Raw genomic sequence first — 20,474 nt, 5'->3', positions numbered from 1 at the left:
CGAATGCTGCTGCGCGTGCTCGGACACGAGTACGCCGTGCCGATGCGTCGCACCATGGTCCTGATGACGATAACGGCGATAGCCGAGGGTTCGTCCTACGCGCTGCTGGTTCCGGTGCTGCGGGCACTGTTCGGGAGCGCGCCCGGAGATGCCGTGCCCTGGCTGATCGCGTTCGGGGCCGCGGTCGCGGTCTACGCGGTGCTGCGCTACACCAGCGACCTGTCCGGTATGCGCGTGGGCACGACGATGTTGCGTGGCATGTATCACCGGCTCGGCGATCATCTGGCCCGGCTGCCCATCGGCTGGTACAGCTCAGGCCGGGTCGGGGAGGTGTCCGTCATGGCCAGCCGCGGCCTCCTGCAGGCGATGGGCGTGGTGGCGCATCTGCTGGCACCGTTCATCTCCGCCTGTGTGACTCCCCTGACGATCATTGCCGTGATGCTCGCCTTCAATGGGCGCATGGGGTTGGCCGCGTTGGCCGCCGTCCCGATCGTCGCCGCCATCCAGATCTGGACGGGACGTTCGACGGCCGCCGGCGACGCGGAGAGCGCCGAACGCGGCCATGAGGCCACCGGGCGGGTCGTCGAGTATCTCCAGGCCCAGCCGGTGCTGCGCGCCGGCGGCCGGACCGCCGAACGCTTCCGGTTGCTCGACGACTCCTTGCGGGAGGTCCAGCACGCGTCCCGCCGTTCCACGCTGTCGGCGCTGCCCGGCGTAGTGGGCCTGACGCTCACGGTGCAGGCGATGTTCACCGTTCTGCTGGTCCTGGGCGCCTATCTCGCGCTCGGCGGGGATATCGGTGCGGCGGAGGTTCTGACGATCCTGGTGCTGGCCGCCCGCTGCGCGGATCCGCTGCTGTCGCTGGCGGAAATCGGTGGCGGACTCCGCGGCGCACGTTCCGAGCTGGCGAGGCTCGACACGGTGTTGCGCACCGAGCCGCTGCGGGAACCTCGCGAACCGATCCGGCCGGAACGCCATGACCTGGAGTTCGAGTCCGTAGCCTTCCAGTATGGCGACCGCACGGTGATCGACGACGTGTCGTTGTCCGTGCCGGAGGGTCAGCGGCTTGCCGTTGTCGGGCCGTCGGGTGCGGGAAAGAGCACCTTGCTGCAGTTGCTCGCGCGGTTCTACGACGTGGACGCGGGTGTGGTGCGCGTGGGAGGTGTGGACGTACGCGCGATCAGCACTGAGGTGTTGATGGCGCGGATCGCCATCGTCTTCCAGGATGTCTATCTCTTCGACGGCACGATCGAGGAGAACGTGCGTCTCGGCCGTCCCGACGCCGGCGAAGCAGAGGTGCGGGCGGCGGCGACCGCGGCGCGGTTGGACGAGGTGATCGAGCGACTGCCCGGCGGATGGGCGGCGAATGTCGGCGAGGGCGGCGCGCTGCTGTCGGGTGGCGAGCGCCAGCGGGTCTCGATCGCGCGAGCGCTGCTGAAGAACGCGCCCATCGTGCTGCTGGACGAGGTGACCTCCGCACTGGACCCGGTGAACGAGGCGGCCGTCCACGACGGCATCGAGCGCCTGATGGCGGGCCGGACGGTGGTGATGGTGGCGCATCGGCTGCGGACCGTCCGGCGCGCCGATCGCATCGTCTTCCTGGACGGCGGCCGGATCGTGGAGGAAGGCAGCCACGACGAGCTGCTGCGCCGCGGCGGCCGCTACGCCGATTTCTGGAACGTATGGTCGCCCTCGGGTGAGAAAGATATGCAGAAAGAGGGACGCGCGGCCGGTACGGCCCCCGGGATCCTTCCGGCATGAACATCGTTGCCTCGTTCGTCATCGGCGCTGTCACCGCCGTCGCCCCGGTCACGACGACCACCTCGCTGTCGTGGCAGGACTGCGGAGACGGTCTGCGATGCGCGCAACTCCGGGTGCCGGCCGACTGGAGCCGCGGATCAGGACCGAAGGCGGCGATCGGGCTCGCCATGCTGCCCGCCCAGGATCAGGCCCGCAAGAAGGGCGTGTTGCTGGTCAACACCGGTGGGCCGGGCGAGCAGATCACGCTGCTCCGGCAGGCGAAGCAATCCTTCGCCGACCTGACCGAATGGTTCGACGTGGTGATTTTCGACCCGCGGGGATTCGGCAGGTCCACCGCGATCAACTGCCCCATCCCCGCGCCCTTCGCCACCGAGTGGGTGTTTCCGAATAAGTCGGCCTACGACGCGTACGCCGCGAAGAATCGCACGTTCGGAAAGGCATGCGCCAGGGAGGCAGGCACGCTGTCGGGAAACCTCAACTCCTGGCAGATCGCGCACGACATGGAGGCGATCAGAAAGACCCTCGGCCAGGACAGGCTCACCTACTTGGGCAACTCGCACGGCACCGTGCTCGGGCAGGCCTACGCCGAGCTGTTCCCCCGCAAGGTCGGCCGCATGTATCTCGACAGCGTCTTCGACCACACCACTCCCGACCTGCGCACATGGCTCCAGCCACGCGCCAGGGCCCTGGAGGGCAACTTCAACCGCTTCGCCGCCTGGTGCCAGAGCACCGCGACCTGCGCACTGCACGGCCAGGATCCGGCGGCCGTGTGGGACGAGGTGATGGCCAAGGCCCGCCGCGAGCCCATTCCCGCCCCCGAGGCCGGTCCCCAGGTGCGCATCAGCGACACCCAGATCGCCTCCCGTGCCGGCTTCACCTTCGAGGCCACCTGGGAGCGCCTGGCCGACGGGCTCGCACGGGCGCAGGCCGGTGACGCCTCGTTCTTCGCCAAGGTGGAGGGGGCCCCTGATCCCGACCTGTCGCGCGTCATCCTCTGCGCGGACCTGCCCTACCCCGGCTACGACAAGCTCAAGAAACTGGAGACCGCCCTGCGCCGTGACACGCCCCACATCGGATGGCGCGCGGTGTGGCCGATGGCCAACCACTGCGCGGGCCTCCCGCCGACCCGGACCTACCCGCCCCACCCCATCGCGGCGCCGGGCCTGCCACCCGTGCTCATCGCAGGCGGCGAACACGACGACAACACCCCGCCGGCCGACGGCCGCCGGCTGGCAGGCCAGCTTCCCGGCGCCCGCTACTTGAAGGCCGTCGGAGGACACGCCCTCTACCTGTCCGGCCACCCGTGCGTACGCGAGCACGTACACCGGTATCTGACCAGCGGCCGGCTGCCACCTGCCGGAGCGACCTGCGGGGAGGCCTCCTCGCGGTGAATCCGGCACGCCTGGTAGACATCGCGTGGAAGCGCATATGCAAGTCTGGACTGACCAGAATGGGAGGGAGAATGGCGGGACGCGGGCGGCGGACCGCGGCCGGGGCACGCCGCAGGAAATGGGTGCTGCTGCTGGCCGGATTCGCCGTGCTGGTCGTCGCGGCGGTGGCCGGTGTCGTGACGGCCTTCCCCTCCGTGGCGGCCACCACCTGCCCCGGCTGTTACGGCTTGGAGCGGCTCCGGCCCGGTGTGTACGCCGAACCAGGCCTGTCGGAGGACCAGCGGCGGCACGTCGTCGAAGTCGTCGAGCAGGCGCATCAGCGCGTCCGAGACTTCTACGGCGGCCAGAAGAGCTCACCAAGCGTTCTGGTGTGCCTGACAGACACCTGTTACCGGCGGATCGGCGGCGGCAGGGAGCGGGGGATCGCGGTTCTGAACCGCGCGGTGATGCTGTCGCCGCACGGGGCCGACCCTGTGATCGCTTCGCACGAGCTGTCTCATGTGGAGCTGCATGCCCGGCTCGCGGGTGGCGCGGAGCAGGTGCCGCAATGGTTCGACGAAGGGCTGGCCGTGCTGGTCTCCGATGACCGTCGGTATCTCGCACGCGAGACGGCGGGGGATCGGTGCCTGGTCGACTCGCGTGAGGCGCTTCCTGTGACCCTGGAGGACTGGCTTCGCATGGCCGGCACCGACCATCAGACGTACGCCAAGGCCGCCTGCCAGGTGAACCGCTGGGTCCAGGCGAACGGCGGACGTGACGCGGTGCTGGAACTGATCGAGCAGCTCTCGGCCGGGGGCGACTTCGGGCAGATCATGGCATCGGCAAGGTCAGGAGGCGACGCTGCGGGCGCTTCGTGACAGGGCACGCTCCGGGGGGCGGGCGCTGACCGGCAACATGCGGAAAGACGGCCTGGTTGTGGTCATCGTCCCTGTGGCCCTGGTCGCGGTCACCCTGTTGGAGAAGCGGTATCCGCCTCCGGGGCTGGCGGTCGTGGCGGGATTGAGCCTGGCCGTCTGCCTGCCGGTTCTGTTCTGGCGCAGGCTGCCCCTCAGCGCCGCCGTCATGTCGGCCGGGGTGGCCGTGATCGGCATGACCGTATCCGGCTGGCCCGGACGGCTGGTCGCGACCTGCCTGTTCTGCGCGGCCGCCATCCATCCATCGCGGCGGCCGTGGCTGGTCCTGGCCGCCTCCGTGACGTGGGTGGTCTGCTACGGGATGCTTCTCCCTCAGTCGATCGGGATCGCCACGTTCACCGACCTGATCGTCCTGGGGGTCGCCCCAGTGGCGATCGGTACTGCCTTGCGGCTGCACGGCGAGCGGGCCGCGCAGGCGGCGCGGCTCGACCACGCCGAGGCCAGACGCGCGATGGCCGAGGAACGCGCCGGGCTCGCCCGGGACGTGCACGACAGCGTCGGTCACCACCTCACCGCGATCCGCATGCAGGCCACGGCTACCCGCCGGGCCCTGCGCGGTCAGACGCCGGCCGCCGACAAGGCGCTGGGCACGATCGCCGACCTGTCGTCCTCCGCGCTGAACGAGGTACGCGCCCTCCTCGACACCCTGTGCGAGACACCCCCGGAACCGGACCAGGAAGACATCCAGCACCTGGCCAGGCGGCTCTCCACTCCGCGCCTGCGGATCTCGGTCCACCGCGCGGGCCCCGGCACCCCACTGCCGCCCGGTGTAGGCCGTACGGTCTACCGCATCGTGCAGGAGGCGCTCACCAACGCCGCCCGCCACTCGGGAGCCACCGAGGTGGAGGTCCGAGTACGACGCGGCCGGGCCGCGGTGGCGATCTCGATCACCGACAACGGCCACGCCCGCGCCGGGGCGGAGGGACGGGGCATCAGAGGCATGCGCGAACGTGCGCACCGGCATGGCGGCACGCTCACCGCGGGCCCCGGCCCGCGACAGGGCTGGCTGGTCGAGGCCGTCGTGCCGATCGCGGAGGGCTCGGTATCACCAGAGGTGGGGCACGCGCGACCGGAGATCTGACGTGCGAGGGATGAGTCCGAGACGGACGGTCTGGGATCACGGCATGCGGGCCAGGCCGGCCCGGGAGGAGAGGGTGGCGTGACCATTCGCGTGTTGATCGCCGATGACCAGCAGGCCGTACGCGAGGCATTGCGCCTGACGCTGGACGGTGAGCCCGACGTCGAGGTGATCGGTGAGGCGGCCGATGGAGCCGAGGCCGTGCACCAGGCGCTGTGGCGGCGCCCCGACGTGGTGGTGATGGACCTGCGCATGCCCTACGTCGACGGAATCGCCGCGATCCGGCAGCTCGCCGACGTGGAGGCGCCGCCGAGGGTGCTCGCGCTGACGACGTTCGACACCGACGAGTACCTCTTCGGCGCGTTCCAGTCGGGGGCCTCGGGGTTCCTGCTCAAGGACAGCGACCCCGAGCTGCTCCTGGAGGCGGTGCGGGCGCTGCACCGCGGACACGGGCTGGTGGACCCGAAGGTCACCACCCGGCTGATCCACCGCTTCGCGAGGCTGTCGCCCGCGTCTCCCACCGATGCGCGACAGCGGCTCACCGCTCGTGAGCTCGAGGTGCTCCGGCAACTGGCCCGAGGACTGAGCAACGCGGAGATAGCGGAAGCTCTGACCATCGAGGAAGGGACGGTCAAGACCCACGTCGCCAGCGTCCTGCGCAAGCTCGGGCTGCCCACTCGGGTGCGTGCCGTCATCTACGCCTACGAGCACGGCCTGGCCCCACGCGACTGAGACACCTGCCGGTGGCGACTGTCAGCGCTTGAAGGCGGAGAAGAGCCGGGTGATCGGCTTCTGGCGGCGGGCCAGCCAGTCGGCGATGTCGGCGACCCCGGCGGCGTCGACGTGCTGGGGCGCCTCGTAGTCCGCGGGCGTGGACGGGCCCGAGCCGGGGAAGAACAGGTGGTCGTCGGCGTCGTAGACGCGAATGGTGACGTCCGGCCGGTGAGCGAGGCCCGTCCGCCGGCCCGCGAGGTCGTCGGCGACGGTCACCTGATAGTCGCGGCCACCCTGCAGGATGAGCATCGGCCGGCCGCGGTCGCCACCGGGTCGTAGCCGCGCAGATCCAGCCAGTACGCTCCCGAATAGCCGAACGGCAGTTCCGCGGCGGGAGTGGCGGCCGGCAGCCGAGGACTGTCGACGAGTGCGGCCTGCCGAGTGATCGCCTCGGCGGCAGCCTGGGCCGCCGGGCCGGGATCGGACCTCGACGACCGTCTCGACCGGGACGACGGCCGGGCCGTCAGGTGTGGGCACTTGGCCGACACCGCCACGCGGCCCGAGCGGGAGAAAGATCATGGGGTGCGGGGAGGGCCGGACCGCTGCCGACGGGCTCCGGGGGATCTCCGGGGTAAGGTGCGTCGGTGGAGGAGCTTAGTCATCTGTTCCGGTTGGCCGCTGATCACGCGGCCGGTTACCGGCGGTCGTTGCCTGACCGGCTGGTGGGAGTGTCGATCGACCAGGATGCGCTGGCCGACGCGTTCGCCGGCCCGTTGCCTTCCGCCCCCTCACCACCGGAGCAGGTGCTGGCGGACCTTCTCGCCGCCGCCGAGCCCGGCCTGGTTGCCAGCGCGGGACCGCGATACTTCGGGTTCGTGGTCGGCGGCGCTTTGCCGGCGGCGACCGCGGCCGACATCCTCGCCGCCGGTTGGGACCAGGTCGCGACCAACGCGGTTGTGATGCCGGCTCATCGGTGGATGCGTCGCGATCGCCCTCAGCGCGTGAGGCCGGAGCACCTCGCCGTCAGGCGGGGTCGGGCGCGCTGTCGGGCAGCACGACGAACATCAGGCGGGCCGGGTGCTGGACGACGCGGGTGATGTGGCCCCCTTTGACGTCCCCGGCGAAGGCGACGCCTCCGGGACCGAGCCGCCGCTTTTCCCCGGCCGTTTCCTCGGCCTCGACGATTCCGCGGAGTACGACGACGAACTGGCGTGCCGGAGCCGGGTGCGCGGGGAGCGTGATGTCGCTGAGAAGGTCGATGAACTGTATCGACACCACCTCGGACGGGGTCGTGGACAACATGGGAGGCACGCCGGGTCCCAGGTCCGTCTCATGTTGTTCGAGCACCACGGTGCTCATCCTGCTGCCACCGTCGCCGTCGTTCTCCATCGCGGGAACGTGCAAGGTCATTTCTTGTGTTCCTGTTCTCTCATGGTGTCCTTCGAGGCGGCGGGCACCGACCGGGAGAAGCGCATGGCGCCGTCCTCCAGGGGGCCGTGGCGCATCAGCAGTACGTCCCGCAGGTAGTTCTGATGAAGCCGCCACGGTGCCGACGGCCCCTGCTTGGGCAACACCTCGATACTGCGCATGACATATCCGGACTTGAGGTCGATGAGCGGTCCAGCCGGCGGCACGGACCCGGCCGGCGCGCAGAACCGATAGCCCCTCTTGTCCATGTGATTGAGCAGTCGGCAGACGTATCCGGAAACGAGATCCGCCTTCAGCGTCCAGGACGCGTTCGTGTAGCCGATGGTGAGCGCGAAGTTCGGCACGCCGGAGAGCATCATGCCCTTGTAGGCCGTGGTTTCGCCGATCTCGACGGTCGTTCCGTCGACGCTCAGCGTCATCCCGCCGACGGGCATCACGTTCAGGCCGGTGGCGGTGACGATGGCGTCGGCCGCCAGTTCCCTTCCTGACGCGAGCCGGATCCCGTTCTCGGTGAACGTGTCGATGCCGTCGGTCACGATCGACGCTTTTCCATCGCGTACGGCATGGAAGAGATCACCGTCGGGCACGATGCACAGCCGCTGGTCCCAGGGGTCGTAGCGCGGCCTGAAGTGGACGTCGACGTCGTAGTCCGGCGGCAGTGCGCCGCGCACGCCGTTGCGCAGGAATCGCTTCACCCATCGGGGCCGTCGCCGGCTCAACTGGTAGAACAGCAGGCCCATCAGGACGTTCTTCCACCGTACGACCGGATAGGCGGCCTTCCTTGGCAGCACGCGAAGCAGCACGCCGGCGACGGGGTCGGTGGACGGCAGCGACAGGACGTAACTCGGCGAGCGCTGCACCATCGTGACGTGCTCGGCCGTCCGCGCCATCGCGGGAACGAGCGTCACGGCCGTGGCGCCGCTGCCGATGACCACGACACGCTTGCCGGCGTAGTCGAGATCCCGCGGCCAGTGCTGGGGGTGCACGATCGGGCCGGTGAAGCGGTCGGCGCCGGGGAACTCGGGCGCGAAGCCCTGGTCGTAGCGGTAGTAGCCGGTGTTGACGAAGAGGAAGCCGCAGGTGAGCAGCACGGTCTCGCCGGTGTCGAGGCGCTCAGCCCGGACGGTCCAGCGTGCGTCGGCCGTCGACCATTCCGCCCCGGTGACGCGGTGGTGGAACCGGATCTCGCCGGCGATGCCGTGCTCGCGCGCGGTGCGCCGCACGTACTCGCGGATCGACCTGCCGTCGGCGATCGCCTTCGCCCGCGGCCAGGGGCTGAACCTGTAGCCCAGGGTGAACATGTCGGAGTCGGAGCGGACGCCGGGGTAGCGGAACAGGTCCCACGTGCCGCCGATCGCTCCACGGGCTTCGAGGATGGCGTACGACTTGCCCGCGCATTCCCGGCGCAGATGGCAGGCGGCGCCGATGCCGGACAAACCCGCACCCACGATCAGGACGTCAACGTGTTCGAGCGTCATGGCCGTCCCTTCGTTCCTCAGCCGCCATGGCCCCTGCGTACGACTCCGAACGTATCGACACAGTGTCGAGTAAGTCAACACTGTGTCGATTGAGTCGACGTGGCGTTGATTCTGTTGGTCATACCCCGGTAGGTTGGGCCGCATGACCCTTGACAGCGCCGCGACACCGCGTACGAGCCGTGGCCGCCGTGCTTCCCGGCCCACGGGCGACGATCGTGAGCTGGACATCCTCACCACCGCGGCGAAGCTGCTCCAGGAGCACGCGCTGAGCGAAATCTCGATCGACGACCTCGCACGCGGCGCGGGAATCTCGCGCCCCACCTTCTACTTCTATTTCCGGTCCAAGGACGCGGTGCTGCTCACTCTGCTCGACCGCGTGACCGACGAAATCGCCGAGGCCGTGGCGGGCACGTTCGACCGGCTCCGCGAGGACCCGGTGCGCTACTGGCGCGAGTGCCTCGTCGCGACCTACACGACCTTCGGCACGCACCGCTCGGTCCTGGCCGCCGCCGTCGAGGCCGGGCCCACCAGCGAGGAGGTGCGGCGCTGGCGGGCCGGCATGAAGGAGATCTGGATCACCAGGACCACGCAGGCGATCGAGGCCGAGCGGGGCCGCGGCGCCGCACCGCCAGGACCGCGAGCCCGCGACCTCGCCATCGCGCTGAACGCCATGAACGACTCGGTGTTCTACTCGACGTTGACCGGCGACGAGCCCGCGGTGCCGGCATCCGACGTCGTGGAGGTCCTGCTCAACATCTGGCTCACCACCATCTACCAGACCGCCCGGCCCGCCCTCGGCTGACCCGGCTCATCCGAGGGCGGGCGGTCATTGATCAGGTGCGGTCGGCGGGCATGGGCAGTCGCGCGGCCCAGTCCGTGAGGCGGCTCAGGAAGGTGGTGGCGGTGGGCAGGTGCGCGTCCTCGGCGAAGAGCACGGCCGCATGGAAGGCGTGCGGCATGCCCTCGTAGACGTCGAGATCCACCGGCGCTCCCGCGGCGCAGGCGGCGTCGGCGAAGCGGTGCACGTCGTCCAGGAGGACCTCGTCCCCGCCGACCGCGAGCAGAAGGGCGGGCAGCCCGCGGAGGTCGCCGTAGATCGGCGACTGGGGCGCCTGGTCCGGCCGGGCTCCGGCGAGGTACTGGGTGGCGACCGGCCCCATGATGGACGGGTCGATCGAGTCGCGCCCGCCGCCTGCCGCAACAGCCGTCTTGGGAGCCAGATCGGTGACCGGGGAGACCGGGACGGCCCCGGCGGGCATGGGGTCCCCCGCTTCGGCGAGCATCAGGAGCGCCGAAAGGATCAAGGTCCCGCCGGCGGACTCGCCGACGAGCAGGATCCGCTCGGCCGGCACCCCTTGGCCGAGCAGACTCCGGTAGACGGCCAGCACGTCCTCGACCGCCGCCGGGTACGGGTGCGCGGGCGCGAGCCGGTAGTCCACGGCGAAGGCCGGGCGGCCGGTCGCCCTGGACAGGCGGTAGGCCATGATCCGCTCCATCGGCGGGTTGCTGAAGGAGAAGCCACCACCGTGGACATACAAGGTCACGCCCGCCTCTACCGGGGCCCCGCCGGCGGCGACCCAGGTTCCGGGGACGCCGCCGGCCTCCGGCAGAACCGGGTCCAGGAGCGCGTCGCCGTCGAGGACGGGCGGGTCGGAGAAGACCTGCCCCATCTGTGCGCGTACGGCGTCCGGCTCCTCCGGGGAGGCGGGAATGCGGGTGACGTTCAACAAGGGAAAAGTCCTTTCTGCCCGGGACATGGCCGGGCATGCGGAAGAACCGCGCTCGGGTGCGCGGTGACAGGGTTACGGGCAGTGGGGATCGGCGCGCGTCAACGTCCGGGCTGCGGCCCCTGGGGAAGAGCGAGAACGGCGTAAGAGGCCGTCGTGACCGGCAGGATGACGCGCGGGCGCGATGAGATCAGGCGCGACCTGTGACGTGTGAGTCCACGGCGATCATCTCCCTGCATACGGTGCCGCCCACCCGCCGGCGTCCTCCCGGCCGACGTCACGCGACACGCCGCTCATTACAAGGGCATGCCAATCCGTTTGTCAACAGCCGGGCGCAACGAGGTGGACGCTGATGTAACCGCGCAGCCCTGTGAACACAACGCCGAAGGGCGCGGAACCCGGGTGCACTTCAGCACTGACGCGCGACCGTGGCGGCGCTGTACTGATCGTGGCCACCGATCATGGAGGCCGATCATCCACCCAGAGGGGGATCGATGAGTACACGGGGCAACGACAGACGCTCGAGGGCAGCCGTTGCGCGCAGGCACGGGCTGCGTGCGCTGACGGCGGGAGCGGCGCTGACCGGCACGCTGCTGGTCATCGCCGGGCCGGCACACGCCGCCACCAACGTGGGGGTGACCGCCGTCGGCGCGCTGGCGATCAACGCGGGCAACCTGGACGACGACATCACCGTATCCGTCGACGTCGACGGCTCGCTGCTCGTCACGAACCCCGTCGACGTGGTCATGCCGGTCGCTCCATGCGTGGCGGTGACCGCCAACCAGGTGGACTGCCCGAGCGCGGGGGTCGTCGGGATCAGTGCGAGCACGGGCAACGGGGACGACGTGCTGCGTAACCAGACCGCCCTGCGGTCGAGGGCGGACATGGGGGCGGGCGACGACAGGTTCAAGGGCGGGCCGGCCAGGGACACCGTCTTCGGCAACGACGGCGACGACACACTCGTCGGAGACGGAGGCAACAACGACGTCGCCGACGGCGGTCCCAACACCGACACGTGCGACGCAGAAAACGAGGTGAACTGCGAGCTCTAGCAGATCGGCCCGGGTAGGGACCGGCCCCTGCCCGGGCCCCCGCCGTTGGCGAGGGGCTCGCTGATGAAGTCGATCGCGTCTTGACCGCGGCCGCTATCCGCGGCCGGCTGCGACGTGACCGGTCAGCCGCTCCCAGTTGCCGGACCCGATGGCGGCCTTCTCCTCCTCGGTGAACGGCGCCTGCTCCAGGAACGACCGCGCGACCCCGCCGCTGGTGTCCAGGAAGGGGAAGCCGCCGGGCCGCGTCCCGAAGGTGTAGGGGTAGTCGGTCGAGTACAACATGCGGTCGGTCCCGACGACCTCCGCCGTCCACCGCAGGTAGCGCTCGCTCACCGTGCCGCTGCCGGCCACCCAGAAGTTCTGGCGGAAGTAGTCGGCCAGGGGCCGCTCCAGCTTCGCCGTGTCCCGCAGGATCCCGATGTGGTCCAGGTAGAACAGAACGACCTCACCCCAGTGCCCCGCGATCACCTGCAGATCGGGATGACGGTCGAACACGCCGGAGAAGATCATCCGCAGGTATTGCACGCCGAGGTCGTAGTACCAGCCCAGCCCGGCGCCCGCGAGCATGGGGCCCACCCCGTTGGGGAGCCCTGAGTAATACGCCTCCAGGACCGGCTGCACCGGGGTCTGCGGGTGGAAGTGCAGCGGCACCCGGAGCCGTTCGGCCGTGCCGTAGAGGTCGTCGAACTCCGGCGCGTCGGCCAGTTTGGCGCCGGTGCGCCCGTACAGCATCGCGCCGCGGAAGCCGAGCCGCGTGACCGCGCGCTCCAGCTCCGCCGCAGCCGCTTCGGGTGACGGCGTCGGGATGGCCGCAAGCGCCTGGAACCGCTGCGGGTGGGCGTCGACGATCTCGGCGAGCGCGTCGTTGGCCTCACGCGCGACGCTCACGGCGTCCGCCGGCGCGAGGTTCTGCACGCCCGGTGTGGACAGGGACAGCACCGCGACGTCCACGCCCTGATCGTCCATGTCGGCCAGGCGCCGGTCGCCGGTGTCTCGCAGCCGCCGAGCGAACGGCTCGTCACCGAAGCCGAGGTGCGGAAGCTGCGGCACCCCCGCCTTCGCCCATGCATCGAGCAGGAGGGGCAGAACCACGTGTTCCTCAAGGCCCACGATGCGCAGTCTCTCTGTCATGTCGCGCTTCTCTCATCCAGCTGTTTCCGTTGATTGCTCGATGACGATAACACAGATATCATCAACGGAATCAATAAAGCGGTATCGTTGATTCATGCCTGATTGGGTCGTGAGTCACGTTCCTCGCGGCCGTGCACGTGGGAGCCCACGCTGTGGACCCGGTGGAGGACATGCGAACTGCTGCTGCGCGGAGGCCTGTGGGGCGACCGGCGGCTCGTCCCGCGCGAATGGGTGGAGCTCGCGACCAGACGGCACATCGAGACCATGCAAATCGAGGACGGATCGCGGGACGCCGACTCGCTTTGCGGGTACGGCTACCAGTTCTGGGTGTCGCGTCACGGTTACTACGGTGACGGCGCCTTCGGGTCGTCCCGTCGCACGATCTCGTGGTCGCCGTGACCGGCGCCATAACGCAGGCACCGTGCCCCTGACCAGCCCCAATCTGGCGTTGCATCTGCGGTCGCCGCTGATGACACGGCCCGACGTCGCGTAGGTGATGTTGGCTAGGCCGCAGCTCAGCAGGTCGAGGTTGAAGTGCTCGTGAGGGCTGGGGCGCCGGTCCGGAGTCGACACCGGCGAGATCGACGTGGAACGCGAGAGCGAGCGGCGCTTCGAGTTCGCCCTGCGATGCCTGCTGGACGGGCTGGCCGCGCGCCACGGCATCCGCTGAGCCCACCGCCCCAGGCCATCAGCGGGTGGTGAACGCTCCGCCGTTCACGTGGATGGTCTGGCCGGTGATGTGCCGGGCGCCGGGAGACGCGAGGAAGAAGATGGTCTGGGCGATGTCGTCGGGTGCGCCCGGCCGCTTGAGCAGCGTTTCCTCCACGAGTGTCCGGTGGCGCTCCTCGGTCATTCCGTCACGGAAGAAGTTGGTGCCGGCGACGTAGCCGGAGGAGATGACGTTGCTGGTGACGTCCCGGGGGCCCAGAGCGGCGGCGAGAGAGGTGTTCCAGGCGGCGAGCGCGGCCTTGGCGGCGCCGTAGGAGCCGCCGCGGCGTTCGGCGCCGATCGAGCCGATGCTGACGATCGCGCCTCCCGGGGCGAACCTGTCGCGGACCGCGGCCGTGGTGAGGACTGCGGTGAGCACGTTGGCGGAAACGCTGGACAGCCACTCCTGGGCGAGCGCCTCCAGCGGCGACGTTCCGGCGGGCAGGCCACCGGGCAGGCCACCGGCGGCGTTGACGAGCACGTCGAGTGAGCCGTCCAACTCCCCGGCCATGGCGGCGACCTGGTCGGGGCAGGTGGCGTCGCAGGCCAGCCCGCGCACCCCCAGTTCCTTGGCGGCGGGCTCCACGGTGTTCATGTGGCGGCCGGTGATGACCACGTCAGCGCCGTCGGTGGCGAAACGAGCGGCGACCGCGCGGCCGATGCCGCTGGTTCCCCCGGTGACAAGCACGGTCCTGCCCATGATTCCTCCAGACCACTGATATGTTTAGACCTAAATATAGCGGAGGGCTCCCAGATGGCCGACACCCCTACCAGTCCTGCGGAGATCGCGGCCGCCTGGCAGCGCGAGCGCCCAGGTACGCCGACCGACTCCATCGAGATCGTGACGCCGATCTGGCGGCTGGCCAAAATGCTCGCCGACGACCGGGCCCGCGTCCTGCGCGCCGCCGGGATCGACGCGGCCACGCTCGACCTGCTCTCCGTGCTCCGCCGTTCCGGCCCGCCGTACAGGCTGAGCACCCGCGAACTGGCCCGTCGCACGCTGGTGACGGCAGGCGCGATCTCTCAGCGCGTGGCCAGGGCCGAGCGCGCGGGTCTGATACGGCGGAGCCCTGGCGACACCGGACGCAAGAGCGTCGCAGTGTCGCTGGCGGACGAGGGTCACGCGCTCATCGAACGATCGGTCGACTCGGTCCTCGGCCGCGAAGCATCCCTGGTCGCGGGGCTGACCACGGCAGAACGGGCCACGCTCGCGGGACTGCTGGAGAAGCTGACCTCCGAGGTCCAGCACAGGATTTCGCGGCGGGGTGTCACGCCTTGAGCAGTTGCAGGCTCAGCTCCCAGAGCCGCTGTGCCGACTTCGGATCGATGGCGTGCGGCACGACGTCGGACGACGGGATGTCGTGTCCGGCGCCGAAGGTGACGGGCGACGGGTCGTCATTCAGCGGTGAGATGTCGTTGTCCTTCAAATAGACACCACCGATCTCGGCGAGCAGCGGGCTGGTCGCCGCGAACACGGTGGTGCCGGCCCCCTGTTGCGGTGTCTTCTTCTCGTTGTCGGGGTCGATGATCGGCCGGCCGGACTCGTCGATCAGGCCCATGGCCAGGTTCATGGCGCGCGCCTGGTCCTCGGGCATCCAGGCTCCCAGGTTCGTGCCGGCGATGATGCCGGGGTGCACGGCGTAACCGCGGATCCCCTCCTCGGCCCATCGGCGGTCCAGCTCGACGGCGAACAGTACGTTGGCGGCCTTGGACTGGCCGTAGGCGAGGATGGGGTCGTAGCCGGTGGTGAAGTGCGGGTCGTCCCAGCGGATGCCGGAGAGCCGCTGGGCGCCGGATGACACGTTGACGACGCGGGCGCCGTGAGCCGCGCGCAGTGCGGGCAGCAGGCCCAGGGTCAGTTGGAAGTGGCCGAGATGGTTGGTCGCGAAGTGCGACTCGTAGCCGCGCGCGTCTCGAGTCAGGGGGATGCCCATGATGCCGGCGCCGTTGACCAAGATGTGGAGCGGACGGCCGGAATCGAGGTAGCGGACGGCGAAGGCGTCGATCGACGCCGGGTCGAGGAGGTCCAGCTGAGCGATCTCGACGCGCTCGATCCCGGCCAGGGCAGGCGCGGCGCGGTCCGGGTCGCGCGAGCCCACGGTGACGGACGCGCCGGCCTTGCTGAGCGCACGGGTGGTCTCCAGGCCCAGCCCGACGTGGCCGCCGGTGACGACGACGTTCTTGCCGGCCAGGTCGATGCCCTTGAGAACCTCGTCAGCCGTCGATGCCGCGGTGAAACCCGATCCAATGGGGTGCTGCTTATGTGTCATGCCACCAGCCTGCACCCGGCCCCTCATACTCTGAATAGTTGTCGATCCGCATTTCTTGCGCGATAGTACGGAGATGGCCACTGATCACCTGTCGGAAGTGTTCGACGTCGTCGAGGTCCGCGGACTGGTGTCAGGCGGTTTCGCGGGGCGGGGCCCTTGGGTGGTGCGCACCCCCATCGAGGACCCGCTGAAGCTCATCGCGATGGTGTACGGCAGGGCTCGGCTGACCACCGACGGCGTCGACGGGCCGATCGAGCTCGAACCGGGCGACGTCGCCATCCTGAACAACCGGTCGTGGCTGGAGCAGGAGGGCGGCACCGGCGACGGACCGCGCCGCGAGATCGCGCCTGAGGAAAACTTCACTCGGCTCGTCGGTGCCGACTGCGGCACCGACGACGTCGTCATCGGTACCGCGGTCGACATCAACCCGGCCGGCCGGGCGCTGCTGTTGCAGGCGCTTCCACCGGTGGGACATGTCCAGGCGTCGGCTGCCGCCGCGACCAACCTGCGCGGCACGCTCGACCGGCTGTTCGACGAGGTGACAGGGAACCGGGTGGGCTCCGCGTTCGCGATCAGGCAGTATGGCCAGCTCCTGCTGCTCGAGGTGCTGCGCGCCTACGTCGACCAGGCCGACCTGCCCCCGGGATGGCTACGGGTGCTTACCGACGAACGGCTGCGTCCGGCGCTCGGCCTCATGCATGCCGAACCAGGAAGGCATTGGGGCCTGGAGGAACTGGCGCGGGCCGCGGCGATGTCGCGGACGTCGTTCGCCGAACGCTTCAGGACCGTGGCGGGCGTACCGCCGCTGACCTATCTCAACCGCTGGCGGATGATGCTGGCGCAGCGTGCTCTTCGTGACGGCGACGTCCGCGTCGGGTCGCTGGCGGTCGAACTGGGCTACGCGTCGGAGAGTGCGTTCAGCACCGCGTTCAAACGGGAGGTGGGGGAGTCACCGCTGCGCTACCGATACCGGGTGCGCGATGAGCGGTCGGTCCGCGCCGAGCCGGTACAGGTATGAAGCCGAGCCACGCGCGCCTGATATGATGCCTATCAACACTTAAGCCTTCTTGGCATGGACTTCGTCCGCCGAGGAGGCTTTTTTCATGCCTGGGGCCGCTGTGCCTTCGGTGCGGGTGGCCGCTGCGGTCCTGGCCAGTGACCTGGACGCGCGCTCCCCACCATCCGCTGTTCTCGCCAAGGAGACTCATGCCTGACATATGCGTACGCCTCGCGCAGGCCGCCGACCGCCCCGTCGTGGAGCGTCTGTGGCTGATGTTCCGCCACGACATGTCGGAATTCGCCGGTGGTCTGCCCAACGCGGACGGAACCTTCCGCGGCGAAAGGCTCGAAGCGGCGTTCGCCGACACCGACTGGGCTCCCTACCTGGTGTCCAGCCGCGACCAGCCGGTCGGTTTCGCCATCGTCCGCAGCCTGACCGGCCCGGCCCGCGTACTGAACAGCTTCTTCATCGCACGCGGGGCGCGCAGGACAGGCATCGGGCTGCGGGCCGTCAGGGAAGTCCTCGCCAGGCACCCGGGCCCGTGGGAGATCGCCTTCCAGGATGAGAACGCGGCCGCCGTACGTTTCTGGCGCCGGGTCGCGACCGAGGTCGCCGGCCATGCCTGGACGGAGGAACGCAGGCCCGTACCGAACCGGCCCGAGTTGCAGCCCGACGTCTGGATCTCGTTCACCGTCCCGGACTCCTCGGGCACCAGCCCCGCCGCGGCCGCCGGCACCTGGAAGCTCGGTGACCTGACGGTCAACCGCGTCGGGTTCGGGGCGATGCGCCTCACGGGCAGTGCCGCCTTCGACCTGGGTACGCCGAGCGACCGCGAACGGTCGATCAGCGTGCTCCGGCGCGCGGTCGAGCTGGGCGTCAATCACATCGACACCGCCGCGTTCTACTTCTCCTCGCGGCGCTCGGCCAACGAGCTGATCAACCGGGCGCTGGCGCCGTACCCGGACGACCTGGTCATCGCCACCAAGGTCTGGCCGGGGCGGGACCCGTCGGGTGAGTGGTGGTGGGCCACGCCGCGGCAGTTGCGCGGTCAGGTCGAGGAGAACCTGCGCCAACTGGGCCGTGACCACCTGGACGTCGTGAACCTGCGCATCCCCCCGAGCCAGAAGAGCGGCTCGATCGCCGAGCATTTCGGGGCGCTGGCCGACCTGCGCGAGGCCGGGCTCGTACGCCACCTGGGGATCTCCAACGCCACGCCCGGGCAGCTGGCCGAGGCCCAGGCCATCGCGCCGGTGGTCTGCGTGCAGAACCCCTACGGTGTCGGCGCGCCGGCCGAGGAGCAGGAGTTTCTGCGAGCCTGCGGCGAGCAGGGCGTCGCCTTCGTGCCGTTCTTCGCGATCGCGGGCGCCGGGCGCGAGGCGGGGGCGAACGAAACCGACGGCGAAGCGGTGCTCGCCGTCGCCCGCGCACACGACGTGACGCCCGCGCAGGTCCGGCTGGCGTGGACCCTCCACCAGGGCGCACACGTGCTGGCCATCCCGGGAACCGGCAATCCGGACCACCTGGCCGCGAACGTGGCCGCAGGCGCACTGCGGCTCTCGGATGACGAAATAGCCCGCCTTTCGTCTCTCGAGTAGGAGCACACCTGGCTATGGCGCCCCGACCACCTTGTCCAGGAAGGAGCGCAGGTTGGCCTGGGTGCGGGCGACCTTCTCCTCCAGGGTGAGGGACTCATCGACGACTCCGCCCCCTGCTGCTGCCTTCTTCCCGCGGGTGTAGAGGGAGCAGGCGAGGTCGGTGCACAGGTATTGCCCGACCGAGTTGCCCTGACGGCCGGCTTCGCCGGTCCGGCGCGCGGCCATCAGGGCCACGCCGCCGCTGGTGTGCGTGGTCAGGCACAGGGAGCACATGCTGCGTGAGGTGAAGCCGCGCGACGCGCCGGAGGTCGCCCGGAGCGCGATCCCCACGAGGGTGCCGTCGCGTTCGGCGACCAGGTACACACGTTCTGGCGCGCCCGGATCTCGCCATCCGAGGAAGTCGAGGCTCTCCCAAGGAAGGTCCGTCAGGTCTTTGGGAACTCCGAGACGCTTGGCCTCCCCTTTGGAACAGTTGACGAACGATGTGCGGATATCGCGCTCACTGACTGGTCTCATGGCGGGGAGGCTAGCCTTCCTTAAGGGTAGTATGCAAATACTTAAAGACTGTAAGGAAAGGGTGGTCCATGGCACGTGCGCGACTGACCACGGAACGCGTGACCCAGGCGGCGGCGGACCTGGCCGACGAGATCGGCTTTCAGAACGTGACCGTCTCGGCGCTCGCGCGCAGCTTCGGCGTCCAGCCCGCGGCCCTGTATTCACACGTCAAGGATGTCCAGGACCTGCGGGAGAGGATGGCGATGCTGGCTCTGACGGAGCTCGCCGACAGGGCCGCCGCCGCGCTGGCCGGCCGGGCGGGCAAGGACGCGCTGGTGGCCTTCGCCAACGTCTACCGGGACTACGCGAAGGCGCATCCCGGCAGGTACGCCGCGGCGCAGATCGAGCTCGACCCGGGCATGACGGCCGCCGTCGCGGCGCGCCGGCATTCGGATATGACACGCGCGATACTGCGTGGCTACGACCTGCCGGAGCCCGCCCAGACGGATGCGATACGCATGCTGAGCAGCACGTTCCACGGCTACGTGAGCCTGGAGAAGGCGGGCGGGTTCCGCCACCACCCGCGCGAGGTGGACGCCTCGTGGTCCAGAACCCTGGACGTCCTCGACTCCGTACTCAGAAACTGGCCGCCGGGCTGATCCGGCTCACGTGGGGCCGCTCACGCGGATGGCGGCCGTACCGGCGGTGGATGGCGCGTTGCAGGGGCCCGCGGGGTCCGTGAAGCCGACGCGCGTCGCGATGGATCCACGCTGAGTGTGGTCTCCCATAGCAGGCGGTCCACCCGCCGCCGGCGGGGCTTCTTCATGGGGACGCCGTGCAGGGGCCTGCCCTCTCGTTCCGCGTCAGCGCCTGCTCCGCGCTGCCGCCACCTCCCGGTTCACCCCATTTTTCGTACCTTCACCACCGGCGACCCGGCGTGCACCGTGCCGCGGGCCGTCGTGCCCCGTTACCAAGGGAAGGGGCCCGAGGCGTCGAAGTAGCCGCCTGTCGGGCCGTCGGGGCCCACCTGTGCCATGCGGACGATGATCTCGGCGCCCTCCTCGACGGTCTGCGTGCCCGTACGCCCGTTCAGGTCCGTCGCGGTGTAACCGGGCTCGACCGCGTTGATCCGCATACCGGGGAACGCCTTCGCGTACTGCACGGTGATCATGTTGACCGCGGCCTTCGACGCCGGATAGGCGACCCCCGGGTACGCGTACGCCGGTGTGCCCACAGCGGTGACCCCGGTCAGCGAGGCCAGGCCGCTGCTGAGGTTGACCACGACCGGGGCGGCCGAGCGGTGCAGTAGGGGCAGGAAGGCGTGCGTGACGCGTACCAGGCCGAAGACGTTCGTCTCGAACATCGTCCGCATCTCCTCGGCGGTGGTGTCCGCGGCGCCGACCACGACGTTCCCTGCGCCGCGGCCTTCGATGCCGGCGTTGTTGACCAGCACGTCCAGTCCGCCGTCGGCCTCGATGGTCTTCGCCGCGGCGGCGACGGACGCGTCGTCGGTGACGTCGATGAGGACCATCCGCGCGCCCAGTCGTTCGGCGGCCAGGCGCCCGCGTTCGCTGTCCCGGCTGCCGACGTAGACGGTGTGGCCGGCCGCGATGAGCCGGCGGGCGGTCTCGTAGCCGAGTCCCTTGTTGGCTCCGGTGATCAGTGTTGTCGTCATGCCTCCATGCTCCGGCCCGGCGACGCGGTCAGCCATTCGTCCCGTCTTCCTGGGACC

21 protein-coding genes are annotated in these 20,474 nt (G+C 69.8%); 12 read left to right on the top strand and 9 right to left on the bottom strand.

Annotated elements, in window-relative coordinates; genetic code table 11:
* Positions 1 to 3 precede the first annotated feature (3 nt).
* The 5 genes from ITP53_RS11875 to ITP53_RS11855 all read left to right on the top strand — a co-directional run bounded on the left by ITP53_RS11875 (position 4) and on the right by ITP53_RS11855 (position 5,876).
* Positions 4 to 1,761: an ABC transporter ATP-binding protein gene (locus ITP53_RS11875; RefSeq protein WP_236050722.1), complete on the top strand. Its 1,758-nt coding sequence runs from the start codon at positions 4 to 6 to the stop codon at positions 1,759 to 1,761.
* Entirely contained in the window at positions 1,758 to 3,152 is a 1,395-nt protein-coding gene (locus ITP53_RS11870; RefSeq protein WP_195895408.1) for an alpha/beta hydrolase, read from the top strand. Before ITP53_RS11875 ends, ITP53_RS11870 begins: the two co-directional genes overlap by 4 nt.
* A 71-nt stretch (positions 3,153 to 3,223) precedes the next feature.
* Positions 3,224 to 4,009, top strand: coding sequence for a hypothetical protein (locus ITP53_RS11865; RefSeq protein WP_195895407.1), 786 nt, complete (start codon positions 3,224 to 3,226; stop codon positions 4,007 to 4,009).
* A gap of 37 nt (positions 4,010 to 4,046) precedes the next feature.
* Positions 4,047 to 5,147, top strand: a complete 1,101-nt coding sequence (locus ITP53_RS11860) for a sensor histidine kinase (RefSeq protein WP_195895406.1) — start codon at positions 4,047 to 4,049, stop codon at positions 5,145 to 5,147.
* A 78-nt stretch (positions 5,148 to 5,225) separates the two neighbouring features.
* Positions 5,226 to 5,876, top strand: coding sequence for a response regulator (locus ITP53_RS11855; protein ID WP_195895405.1), 651 nt, complete (start codon positions 5,226 to 5,228; stop codon positions 5,874 to 5,876).
* A gap of 21 nt (positions 5,877 to 5,897) precedes the next feature.
* Here ITP53_RS11855 and ITP53_RS55965 read toward each other — a convergent pair whose 3' ends face one another.
* From ITP53_RS55965 to ITP53_RS11840, 3 genes are all read right to left on the bottom strand, one after another.
* The gene (locus ITP53_RS55965) at positions 5,898 to 6,167 is read right to left on the bottom strand and encodes a hypothetical protein (protein ID WP_207755864.1); all 270 of its coding nucleotides are present in this window, start codon (positions 6,165 to 6,167) and stop codon (positions 5,898 to 5,900) included.
* Positions 6,168 to 6,881: 714 nt separating this feature from the next.
* Positions 6,882 to 7,268, bottom strand: coding sequence for a cupin domain-containing protein (locus ITP53_RS11845; protein ID WP_195895404.1), 387 nt, complete (start codon positions 7,266 to 7,268; stop codon positions 6,882 to 6,884).
* Complete coding sequence (locus ITP53_RS11840; protein WP_195895403.1) at positions 7,265 to 8,764, bottom strand: flavin-containing monooxygenase; 1,500 nt, start codon at positions 8,762 to 8,764, stop codon at positions 7,265 to 7,267. Before ITP53_RS11840 ends, ITP53_RS11845 begins: the two co-directional genes overlap by 4 nt.
* Before the next feature lie 142 nt (positions 8,765 to 8,906).
* On the opposite strand from ITP53_RS11840, the gene ITP53_RS11835 reads away from it, so the two are divergent.
* Positions 8,907 to 9,566: a TetR/AcrR family transcriptional regulator gene (locus tag ITP53_RS11835; protein WP_195895402.1), complete on the top strand. Its 660-nt coding sequence runs from the start codon at positions 8,907 to 8,909 to the stop codon at positions 9,564 to 9,566.
* Positions 9,567 to 9,597: 31 nt separating this feature from the next.
* Here ITP53_RS11835 and ITP53_RS11830 read toward each other — a convergent pair whose 3' ends face one another.
* Entirely contained in the window at positions 9,598 to 10,494 is an 897-nt protein-coding gene (locus ITP53_RS11830; protein ID WP_236050721.1) for an alpha/beta hydrolase, read from the bottom strand.
* Between the two features lie 491 nt (positions 10,495 to 10,985).
* Here ITP53_RS11830 and ITP53_RS11825 point away from each other — a divergent pair, with 491 nt between their 5' ends.
* Positions 10,986 to 11,543: a hypothetical protein gene (locus ITP53_RS11825; RefSeq protein ID WP_195895400.1), complete on the top strand. Its 558-nt coding sequence runs from the start codon at positions 10,986 to 10,988 to the stop codon at positions 11,541 to 11,543.
* 93 nt (positions 11,544 to 11,636) lie between these two features.
* Here ITP53_RS11825 and ITP53_RS11820 read toward each other — a convergent pair whose 3' ends face one another.
* Positions 11,637 to 12,674, bottom strand: a complete 1,038-nt coding sequence (locus tag ITP53_RS11820) for an amidohydrolase family protein (RefSeq protein WP_195895399.1) — start codon at positions 12,672 to 12,674, stop codon at positions 11,637 to 11,639.
* Between the two features lie 102 nt (positions 12,675 to 12,776).
* Here ITP53_RS11820 and ITP53_RS11815 point away from each other — a divergent pair, with 102 nt between their 5' ends.
* Positions 12,777 to 13,073: a hypothetical protein gene (locus ITP53_RS11815; protein ID WP_207755863.1), complete on the top strand. Its 297-nt coding sequence runs from the start codon at positions 12,777 to 12,779 to the stop codon at positions 13,071 to 13,073.
* A 289-nt stretch (positions 13,074 to 13,362) separates the two neighbouring features.
* Here ITP53_RS11815 and ITP53_RS11810 read toward each other — a convergent pair whose 3' ends face one another.
* Positions 13,363 to 14,082, bottom strand: coding sequence for an SDR family NAD(P)-dependent oxidoreductase (locus tag ITP53_RS11810; RefSeq protein ID WP_195895398.1), 720 nt, complete (start codon positions 14,080 to 14,082; stop codon positions 13,363 to 13,365).
* Between the two features lie 54 nt (positions 14,083 to 14,136).
* On the opposite strand from ITP53_RS11810, the gene ITP53_RS11805 reads away from it, so the two are divergent.
* Positions 14,137 to 14,661, top strand: a complete 525-nt coding sequence (locus ITP53_RS11805) for a MarR family winged helix-turn-helix transcriptional regulator (protein WP_195895397.1) — start codon at positions 14,137 to 14,139, stop codon at positions 14,659 to 14,661.
* Here ITP53_RS11805 and ITP53_RS11800 read toward each other — a convergent pair.
* Positions 14,651 to 15,652, bottom strand: a complete 1,002-nt coding sequence (locus ITP53_RS11800) for an SDR family NAD(P)-dependent oxidoreductase (RefSeq protein ID WP_195895396.1) — start codon at positions 15,650 to 15,652, stop codon at positions 14,651 to 14,653. The genes ITP53_RS11805 and ITP53_RS11800 overlap by 11 nt on opposite strands.
* Before the next feature lie 73 nt (positions 15,653 to 15,725).
* Between ITP53_RS11800 and ITP53_RS11795 the strand changes: the two genes are divergently transcribed.
* Together ITP53_RS11795 and ITP53_RS57275 are read left to right on the top strand one after the other, a co-directional pair.
* A complete protein-coding gene (locus ITP53_RS11795; protein WP_195895395.1) occupies positions 15,726 to 16,670 on the top strand; it encodes an AraC family transcriptional regulator in 945 nt (314 codons plus the stop codon).
* A gap of 188 nt (positions 16,671 to 16,858) precedes the next feature.
* Entirely contained in the window at positions 16,859 to 18,247 is a 1,389-nt protein-coding gene (locus ITP53_RS57275) for an aldo/keto reductase (protein WP_195895394.1), read from the top strand.
* 12 nt (positions 18,248 to 18,259) lie between these two features.
* Here the strand turns inward: ITP53_RS57275 and ITP53_RS11785 are convergent, their stop codons facing one another.
* Positions 18,260 to 18,763, bottom strand: coding sequence for an FBP domain-containing protein (locus ITP53_RS11785; protein WP_195895393.1), 504 nt, complete (start codon positions 18,761 to 18,763; stop codon positions 18,260 to 18,262).
* Between the two features lie 68 nt (positions 18,764 to 18,831).
* Between ITP53_RS11785 and ITP53_RS11780 the strand changes: the two genes are divergently transcribed.
* Complete coding sequence (locus ITP53_RS11780) at positions 18,832 to 19,401, top strand: TetR/AcrR family transcriptional regulator (protein WP_195895392.1); 570 nt, start codon at positions 18,832 to 18,834, stop codon at positions 19,399 to 19,401.
* 308 nt (positions 19,402 to 19,709) lie between these two features.
* Here the strand turns inward: ITP53_RS11780 and ITP53_RS11775 are convergent, their stop codons facing one another.
* Positions 19,710 to 20,417 (bottom strand): SDR family NAD(P)-dependent oxidoreductase, encoded by a 708-nt coding sequence (locus ITP53_RS11775; RefSeq protein WP_195895391.1) that lies wholly within the window; start codon positions 20,415 to 20,417, stop codon positions 19,710 to 19,712.
* Positions 20,418 to 20,474 lie beyond the last annotated feature (57 nt).

Source organism: Nonomuraea cypriaca (assembly GCF_015645445.1).
Taxonomy (GTDB): domain Bacteria; phylum Actinomycetota; class Actinomycetes; order Streptosporangiales; family Streptosporangiaceae; genus Nonomuraea; species Nonomuraea cypriaca.
Note: the sequence above shows the minus strand (reverse complement) of the source record. Positions and strands in the feature narration are given on the sequence as shown.

Bases quoted from the DNA above. Each gene is read 5' to 3' on its own strand.
- ITP53_RS11875 (WP_236050722.1), top strand. From the start codon at position 4: ATGCTGCTGCGCGTGCTCGGACACGAGTACGCCGTGCCGATGCGTCGC.
- ITP53_RS11870 (WP_195895408.1), top strand. From the start codon at position 1,758: ATGAACATCGTTGCCTCGTTCGTCATCGGCGCTGTCACCGCCGTCGCC.
- ITP53_RS11865 (WP_195895407.1), top strand. From the start codon at position 3,224: ATGGCGGGACGCGGGCGGCGGACCGCGGCCGGGGCACGCCGCAGGAAA.
- ITP53_RS11860 (WP_195895406.1), top strand. From the start codon at position 4,047: ATGCGGAAAGACGGCCTGGTTGTGGTCATCGTCCCTGTGGCCCTGGTC.
- ITP53_RS55965 (WP_207755864.1), bottom strand. From the start codon at position 6,167: ATGCTCATCCTGCAGGGTGGCCGCGACTATCAGGTGACCGTCGCCGAC.
- ITP53_RS11845 (WP_195895404.1), bottom strand. From the start codon at position 7,268: ATGACCTTGCACGTTCCCGCGATGGAGAACGACGGCGACGGTGGCAGC.
- ITP53_RS11840 (WP_195895403.1), bottom strand. From the start codon at position 8,764: ATGACGCTCGAACACGTTGACGTCCTGATCGTGGGTGCGGGTTTGTCC.
- ITP53_RS11835 (WP_195895402.1), top strand. From the start codon at position 8,907: ATGACCCTTGACAGCGCCGCGACACCGCGTACGAGCCGTGGCCGCCGT.
- ITP53_RS11825 (WP_195895400.1), top strand. From the start codon at position 10,986: ATGAGTACACGGGGCAACGACAGACGCTCGAGGGCAGCCGTTGCGCGC.
- ITP53_RS11820 (WP_195895399.1), bottom strand. From the start codon at position 12,674: ATGACAGAGAGACTGCGCATCGTGGGCCTTGAGGAACACGTGGTTCTG.
- ITP53_RS11810 (WP_195895398.1), bottom strand. From the start codon at position 14,082: ATGGGCAGGACCGTGCTTGTCACCGGGGGAACCAGCGGCATCGGCCGC.
- ITP53_RS11805 (WP_195895397.1), top strand. From the start codon at position 14,137: ATGGCCGACACCCCTACCAGTCCTGCGGAGATCGCGGCCGCCTGGCAG.
- ITP53_RS11800 (WP_195895396.1), bottom strand. From the start codon at position 15,652: ATGACACATAAGCAGCACCCCATTGGATCGGGTTTCACCGCGGCATCG.
- ITP53_RS11795 (WP_195895395.1), top strand. From the start codon at position 15,726: ATGGCCACTGATCACCTGTCGGAAGTGTTCGACGTCGTCGAGGTCCGC.
- ITP53_RS57275 (WP_195895394.1), top strand. From the start codon at position 16,859: ATGCCTGACATATGCGTACGCCTCGCGCAGGCCGCCGACCGCCCCGTC.
- ITP53_RS11785 (WP_195895393.1), bottom strand. From the start codon at position 18,763: ATGAGACCAGTCAGTGAGCGCGATATCCGCACATCGTTCGTCAACTGT.
- ITP53_RS11780 (WP_195895392.1), top strand. From the start codon at position 18,832: ATGGCACGTGCGCGACTGACCACGGAACGCGTGACCCAGGCGGCGGCG.
- ITP53_RS11775 (WP_195895391.1), bottom strand. From the start codon at position 20,417: ATGACGACAACACTGATCACCGGAGCCAACAAGGGACTCGGCTACGAG.